General features: G+C 73.8%; 7 protein-coding genes. 4 read left to right on the top strand and 3 right to left on the bottom strand.

Annotation, left to right across the window (positions count from 1 at the left end; genetic code table 11):
* Window positions 1–111 precede the first annotated feature (111 nt).
* Window positions 112–1410 (bottom strand): hypothetical protein, encoded by a 1299-nt coding sequence (locus tag L0B03_RS12065; RefSeq protein ID WP_250446054.1) that lies wholly within the window; start codon window positions 1408–1410, stop codon window positions 112–114.
* On the bottom strand, window positions 1407–2465 hold the full coding sequence (locus L0B03_RS12060; RefSeq protein ID WP_250446053.1) for a glycosyltransferase: 1059 nt from the start codon (window positions 2463–2465) through the stop codon (window positions 1407–1409). Before L0B03_RS12060 ends, L0B03_RS12065 begins: the two co-directional genes overlap by 4 nt.
* Window positions 2466–2573: 108 nt before the next feature.
* Between L0B03_RS12060 and L0B03_RS12055 the strand changes: the two genes are divergently transcribed.
* On the top strand, window positions 2574–3668 hold the full coding sequence (locus L0B03_RS12055) for a UDP-N-acetylglucosamine 2-epimerase (protein ID WP_250446052.1): 1095 nt from the start codon (window positions 2574–2576) through the stop codon (window positions 3666–3668).
* A 38-nt stretch (window positions 3669–3706) separates the two neighbouring features.
* On the opposite strand, the gene L0B03_RS12050 is transcribed toward L0B03_RS12055, so the two are convergent.
* A complete protein-coding gene (locus L0B03_RS12050) occupies window positions 3707–4435 on the bottom strand; it encodes a TIGR03089 family protein (RefSeq protein WP_250446051.1) in 729 nt (242 codons plus the stop codon).
* A gap of 53 nt (window positions 4436–4488) precedes the next feature.
* Here L0B03_RS12050 and L0B03_RS12045 point away from each other — a divergent pair, with 53 nt between their 5' ends.
* From L0B03_RS12045 to L0B03_RS12035, 3 genes are all read left to right on the top strand, one after another.
* Entirely contained in the window at window positions 4489–5184 is a 696-nt protein-coding gene (locus L0B03_RS12045) for a hypothetical protein (RefSeq protein ID WP_250446050.1), read from the top strand.
* A gap of 182 nt (window positions 5185–5366) precedes the next feature.
* Window positions 5367–5693: a WhiB family transcriptional regulator gene (locus L0B03_RS12040; RefSeq protein ID WP_284501722.1), complete on the top strand. Its 327-nt coding sequence runs from the start codon at window positions 5367–5369 to the stop codon at window positions 5691–5693.
* 105 nt (window positions 5694–5798) lie between these two features.
* On the top strand, window positions 5799–6765 hold a 967-nt coding region (locus L0B03_RS12035), incomplete at its 3' end, for a glycosyltransferase (RefSeq protein ID WP_250446049.1).

Raw genomic sequence — 6765 nt, 5'->3', positions numbered from 1 at the left:
CGTGCCCAGGGCGACCGCGGGGGAGGCCGTGACGCCGGCGGGCGAGCCAGAGCCGGCGGACGAGGCGACAGCCATCGCCGGGCGGTGAGTCGGGGCAGCGGGTGCTGCCGATCACCGCGAGCGGTGCGGCGCCCGGCGGACGAGGCCCCACAGGAGGGGGAGTGCCACCGCTGCCGCGACGCACGGACCGACAAGCGCGCCGACCGCTGTCGTCTCGACGAGCGGGAGCGGGCTGATGAGCAGCCACCCGGCTGTGGACCCCGCACCGGCCGCCCACATGAGGATCATTCCGCGGTGCGATGACAACGCCACGAGGGCTGCCGACAGGAGGAGCACCCAGGCCAGGAGAAAGGCCGAGAGCACCAGCAGACCGACTGCCAGGCCCGAGACCTCGTAGGCGGCCCCGTAGACGAGCCGGACGACCCATGGCCCAGCCAGATGTCCCACGACCCCGCCGAGCAGGCCTGCGGCGACGGCCGTGGCTGTGCCGACAAGGAGTCCACGCTGCAGCGGCGGCACGGCGGAGGTCGTCGCCTGCGCCTGCGCCCGGACGACGTAGGGAACGGTGAACGCCTGGACCGGCGAGACGAGGAGGAGCGGCACCCGCGAGACCGTCAGCGCCGCGAACACCGCGCCGCCCGCTGCCCCGGGCTGCTCCGAGGTCAGGGCAGCGACCATGGTCGGGTAGCCGGTGATGATCGCCGCGCTCAGCCCCGCGGCGAGCATCAGCGTCGCGGCGCGTTCGGCAGCAGCGGCCCAGGTGCGCAACGAGGGGGACCATCGGGGGAGGACGCCACGGGCTCGGTGCGCCCACCCGAGCCATGCGAAGGACCCGATCGTGACGGCGACACCTGCCGTCCACAGGTCGACGCCTGCCGCGACGATCACGACGCCCAGCACGACCAGCCGCACCACCGCCTCGGTCACCACGAGCCAGCCGTAGCTCTGCACCGCACCGCGACCCATCAGGCGGCCGCGGACGGCGAACTGGACGGCGAAGCCGAGGGCCGCGGCGGTGACGAGCAGACCCATGCGGCTGTCAGGGTCGCCGTAGAGCCGTTCGGCGACCGCGGGCAGGAGCGTGGTCGCTGCGACGAGCGTGGCCAGGAGGGCCGCCGCTGCCGCGACAGCGTGCGCCGGAGGACCGGTGTCCTGCCCGTCCTCGCTCGCGGCGACCCGCGCCGTCTCTTGCTCGACGGTCGACAGCGACGAGCCGAGCCCGAAGAGCACGCCCCAGAAGGCGACGAAGAGAGCGAAGTCGGCGGGCGTGAGCGAGCGTCCGACGAGTACCAGCAACGCGTAGCCCGCAGCGCTCGCGACGGCGATCGCGACCCCGACCCGCGCCACGCTCGACGGGCCGCGGTGCCCGCGCGGAGAGCCGGCCGGGAGGGTCCCGTCGGGTTCGCTCACCGTGGTGAGACGCCGCGGCGGGTGGCACGCGCAGCGGCAAGGACGAGGCCGCGGAGGACCCCGGAGCCGAAGACGACGGCGAACACCGGTGTCAGCATCGCGGTGGCCTTCGCCTCCTCACGCGTGCCGCCCACCCGGCGGACGGCGGCCGTGAGGGCGGCGGTGATCGCCACCGTGCCCGCGGCCCCCCACGCAGGCTTGCGCGCGGCCAGGGCGACCAGAGCGGCGCCGCCGCAGATCGCGGCGATCAGGGCGCGCCGCACCGCACCTGCCTGCCCGAGGTATCCGTCGACGAAGGTCGTGCCTCGGAAGTACGACTGGCGGAGGAACCCGCGCAAGCCCTGCTTGCCGTGGTAGCGGAACGCGAAGTCGGGCGCGAGCCAGATGCGGCTCCGGCCCGCGACGAACCGCAGCAGCCGAGTGTCGTCGCTCGCCAGACCCTGGTCGTCGAAGAGCGACTCGAACCCACCGACCGCCTCGCGGAGGAGGCCGGTGGGGAGCAGGAGGCACCCGGTGCCCTTGGGGTACGCGTCGAACTCCTCCGCACCGAAGGAGACCAGCCGTGGATCGGACGTGTAGCGGCGCCACCCGATCTTGACCAGGCCGGACCAGAACGCGGCGAAGACGTTGCCGCTCGTGTCGACGTCGACGTGACCGCACCACACCTGGCGCTCGGGGTGCGACGAGATCTGCTCCCGAACCCATGCGAGCCCGGAGGGCTCAGCGATCACGCGGCTGTCCAGGAGGAGCGCCCAGGGCTCGCTCGCCGCGGCGAGCCCAGTGCTGCGGGCAGCGAGCCGACCCTCGTTGGGCTGGGTCACGACACGCAGACCGTACTCGGCGGCGAGGTGCCGGAGCTCCTCGGGGGTCGCGTCGTCGCTGCCGTCGTCCACGACGACGACGTCCAGGGCCAGCCCGGCCTGCTCGGCCGCGTCCACGAGCGCCGTCACGCAACGGCGGATCCAACGCTCCTCGTTGTAGACGGGAATCACCACGCTGAGGGTGTGGAGCGGGGGTGGCGTCCCGAGAGCGTCGTCGCGCGTGGGGGAGGGCACCGGCCAACCCTAGCCGAGCACGCAGTGGCCCGAAGGGCCCGGCTCGGACGGGCAGGCGTCCGCGTACCCTTGCTCCACCGCAGGTGGAGACCACAGAGGGGTACCGCGTTGATCGCGTTCATCGTCGGCACGACCGCGGAGCTCATCAAGATCTCGCCGGTGCACCACGAGCTCGTGGCGCGGGGTCGTGCCGTGGAGATCTGGTACTCCGGCCAGCACGTCGAGGAGCTCGCGGGCACCCTGGACGACCTCGGCCTCCCCGCTCCGCAGGTGTGGCTCGTGCCGCGCGAGAGCGCCCGGAACATCGCGCGACCGGCGGACGTCCCCCGTTGGGTGGCGCGGTTGGCAGGAACCGTCGTGCGCCGGCGCGCCGATCTCGCTCAGCGGCTCGCGAGCGACGGCACCCCGCCGCTTGTCCTCGTCCACGGCGACACCTTCACCGCTCCGCTGGGCGCACTCGTCGGGCGCGCGCTGGGGGCCCGGGTGGGGCACGTCGAGGCCGGCCTGCGTAGCGGCAACCTCCTGCATCCCTTCCCTGAGGAGCTCAACCGCCGCGTCGTCGGTCGTCTGGCGGACCTGCACTTCCCGCCGACCCCGGTCGAGGCGCACCACCTTCGGCGGCGTCGGGGGGTGATCGTGACCACCGGGGCCAACACCGTCGTGGACGCGGTGCGGTACGCGCTCGCACGCCCCGGCCGCCACACGGTCCAGCTGCCCGAGGTCTACGCCGTCGCGACCTTGCACCGCTTCGAGCTGGTGCGGCGGGAGGACCTCTACCGGCAGGCGCTCGAGATCCTGAAGGAGTACAGCCGCCGGGTGCCGATCATCTACTTCGCCGGGGCGTCGGAACGTGAGCGCCTCGAGCAGTACGGCCTGCTCGATGTGTTCGACGCGGAGCACTTCCGGATCGAGGACAAGCTCAGCTACGTCGCCTTCCTGCCGGTGCTCGCCGGAGCGCAGTTCGTGGTGACCGACAGCGGTGGCCTGCAGGAGGAGAGCGCCCACCTGAGCATCCCGTGCGCCGTCCACCGTGCGCACACGGAGCGGGACGCGGGCGAGGGGCGCACGATGGTCCTGACGCGCCTGGACGTGGGGAGGCTCCGGGCGTTCCTGGAGGACCCGCAGCGTTACCGGTCGTCAGACGCCCGCGAGGACTACACCCCGAGCGCCACCGTCGCCGACGCGATCGACGCGCTCCTCTGACCCGGCGCGGCCGCGCCGGGAGGTGGAGCCCCTCCTGCTCAGCCGGTGACGCGCTCGGTCTCCTCGACGCGCTCGCGGCGCGCGGCGACCTGGTCCGCGGGCTCGTTCGGGTCGGTCGCCCAGAGGACCACCGAACCGTCGTCGGCGTAGACCTTCATGACTTCGCGCAGGACCTCAGCGGCGCCCGCCCCGGCGACCTCGACCAGGACCCGGCGTCCAGGAGTGCCGGCGGTGGGCCGTGCCCAGGCGAGCAGCTCACCGTGCGGGACGGGGGAGCCCTCGCCCACGGTCAAGGCCGGAGCCGTCGGGACGGCCTCCGGCATCCAGGTCAGCATGTCCCCGTACGTCATCACCGCGCTCGCGGCGTCGATGGCCCCCGCGGGCAGCGTCCCGTCGAACCTCCGGGCCAGGGCCGGCAGGGCGACCGCGACCAGCTCGACGGCGTCGGCGTGAGCCTGGGGCTGGTCGGTCACGACCAGGTCCGCGGACTCGTCCTCGCCGAGCACGAGGTGCGCGCCGACCCGCCAGACCGCCAGGGCCCACACCACGGTGCGCCAGTGCGGGGGTAGGTCGACGAGCACGCGGTGGGAGGGGCCTGCCCCGAACTCCTCGGCCAGCAGGTTCGCGGTCTTCGTCACCCAGTTGTCCAGGACGTGCCCCGAGAGCTCGATGCGCTCGCCCTCCGGCCCGTACCAGGTCAGGCGTGGACGCCCGGCGTCGGCGGCGAGGGACTGCAGCAGCCCGGGGACGGTCGTCGGTGAGATCACCCGTCCAGCCTAGGCCCGGGCCCGACGTCGGTGCCCGTCGCTACGGTGGCGCGATGACCCCGACCGGACGGCCCCTGCGCCTGCGCCTGCTGCTGGTGCCCCTCGGTGCGGTCTCGGGCGCGCTGGTCGTGACCGGCCTCGTGCTTCACCTCGTCTCGCGCCCGGACCGCGCGCCGGGGCCGTGGCTCGAGGCCTTCGCCCTCAACCAGCCCGGGACGGTCCCGGCCATGTGGCGCAGCCTCCTGTTCCTCACCGTCGCGGCAGCGGCGGCGGTCCTGGCCGCCCTCGAGCCGGGACGCAGACGCCGGTGGGTGGCGACGGTCGTGGTCAGCACCCTGCTGGGCCTGGACGGGATGCTCCGGTGGCACGAGGACCTGCTCGCGCTCCTCCTCGAGGACGGCCGACGCGGTGAGCCGGTGGTCTGGGTGCTCCTCGCCCTGCTGATCGCGGCCGGGGTGGTCCTGCTGGTGCGGTGGGGACGAGGGCTGCCGGGGTCGGCGGGTCGGCTGGTCCCGGCCGGGGTCCTGGTCCTCGTCCTCGGTGCTGTGCTGGGTGAGCTCGCCTCGACGTGGGCCCGGGAGCAGCACGGCGATCGTGCTGCCTTCATCAGTGCGGTCGCGGTCGAGGAGAGCCTCGAGATGGCCGGTTGCCTGCTCGTGGCAGCAGGCCTGCTACGCATGGTTCGCGTCCATCACGACCACGGTGCCCGGTGCCTCACGATGCCCCCGGGGGCTGGGCCATCTGGGTGAGGGGCGCTCTGCGCCACCGCAAGGCGGGTGAGATCGTGTCCGTCCTGCACCGTTTTCACCCACTACGCTCGCGACGAGGGCACGGATCTAACACATCACCGCTTGACTGGTGTGGATGACACGCGTGTAATTCCATGCATGCGGTTCTGACCGGGGCCGCTCTGCACGGAAGGCTGGCGGACATGTGGAACCTGCTCGACGACGAGGCATCGTTCCCGACCGACCACTCGGTGCCGGCAGCAGATGTGGCGCCGGTGCTCCCGCTCTTCGGCACGGCCGAGGACGACACCGTCATGGGCTGGCAGGAGCGCGCGCTGTGCGCGCAGACCGACCCTGAGGCGTTCTTCCCCGAGAAGGGCGGCTCGACCCGTGAGGCCAAGCGCGTGTGCACCGGCTGCGAGGTCCGGTCCGAGTGCCTCGAGTACGCCCTCGAGAACGACGAGCGGTTCGGCATCTGGGGCGGGCTGTCCGAGCGCGAGCGCCGCAAGCTGAAGAAGCGCGTCGTCTGAGAGGCCTTCGCGGCCCCTCACGGCGCTCCCCGGGCACCCATGACTGACGCTCCGACAGTCCACGGCGCGCCCGTCGAGCGACCCTACGGTCCCGAGGTCACCGCGGTGGTGGTCACGCGTGGCCCCAGCGAGTACCTCGAGGAGACCCTCGCCGCCCTCGCGGCCCAGCACCGTGCGCCGCAGCAGGTCGTGCTCGTCGACGCCGACCCGCACGGCCCTGAGCCCGGGCTCGCGAGCCTCGTCGCCGGCCACTGGTCGGCGGGCCCCCCGGACCCTTCCCGGGTCACCGTGCACGCGGCACCCCACGCGAGCACCTTCGGGGAGGCCGTGCGGCAGGGGCTGGCCGCCGCCGACCTCGTCGGGGGGCGTGAGGGATGGCTCTGGCTCCTCCACGACGACAGCGCCCCCGAGCCCGGCGCCCTGGCCGCGCTGCTCCGAGCGGTCGAGCTCGCCCCCTCGGTGGCCGTCGCGGGCAGCAAGCAGCGCACCTGGTCCTTGCCCGGCGAGACCCCGCGGGTGGTCGAGGTGGGTATCGCGACCTCTCGCTTCGGGCGGCGCATGACGGGGATCGACGAGCCCGAGGTCGACCAGGGGCAGCACGACGGACGTGAGGACGTGCTCGGGGTCGGCACCGCCGGCGCTCTCGTCCGGCGCGACGTGTGGACCGACCTGGGCGGTACCGACCCCGCCCTGGGTCCCTACGGCGACGGCCTGGACCTCTCGCGCCGGGCACGCCTGGCCGGGCACCGCGTCGTCGTCGTCCCCCGAGCCGTGGTCCACCACGCGCAGGCGACCCTCGCCCGACCCCTCGGCGGGGCGGTGCTCAACCGTCCGGGCTGGGACGCCCGGCGCTCGGCCCAGGCCCGGCGGCAGGCCTACCTGCACTCCCAGCTCGTGGGGGTGCCGTTGCCCGTGGTCCCCGTCGTCGCCCTTCTCGCCGTGGTGAGCGGCCTGGTCCGGGCCCTGGGCCGCCTGGTGACCAAGGAGCCGCACCTCGTCCTCGCCGAGCTCGTGGCGCCGGCCGCGGTCCTGCTGCGGCCCCTGCGCGTGGTCCGAGCGCGTCGCCGAGCTG

The organism is Actinotalea sp. C106, assembly GCF_023630195.1.
Classification (GTDB): Bacteria; Actinomycetota; Actinomycetes; order Actinomycetales; family Cellulomonadaceae; genus Actinotalea.
This window is presented reverse-complemented; position numbering and strand designations above follow the sequence as displayed.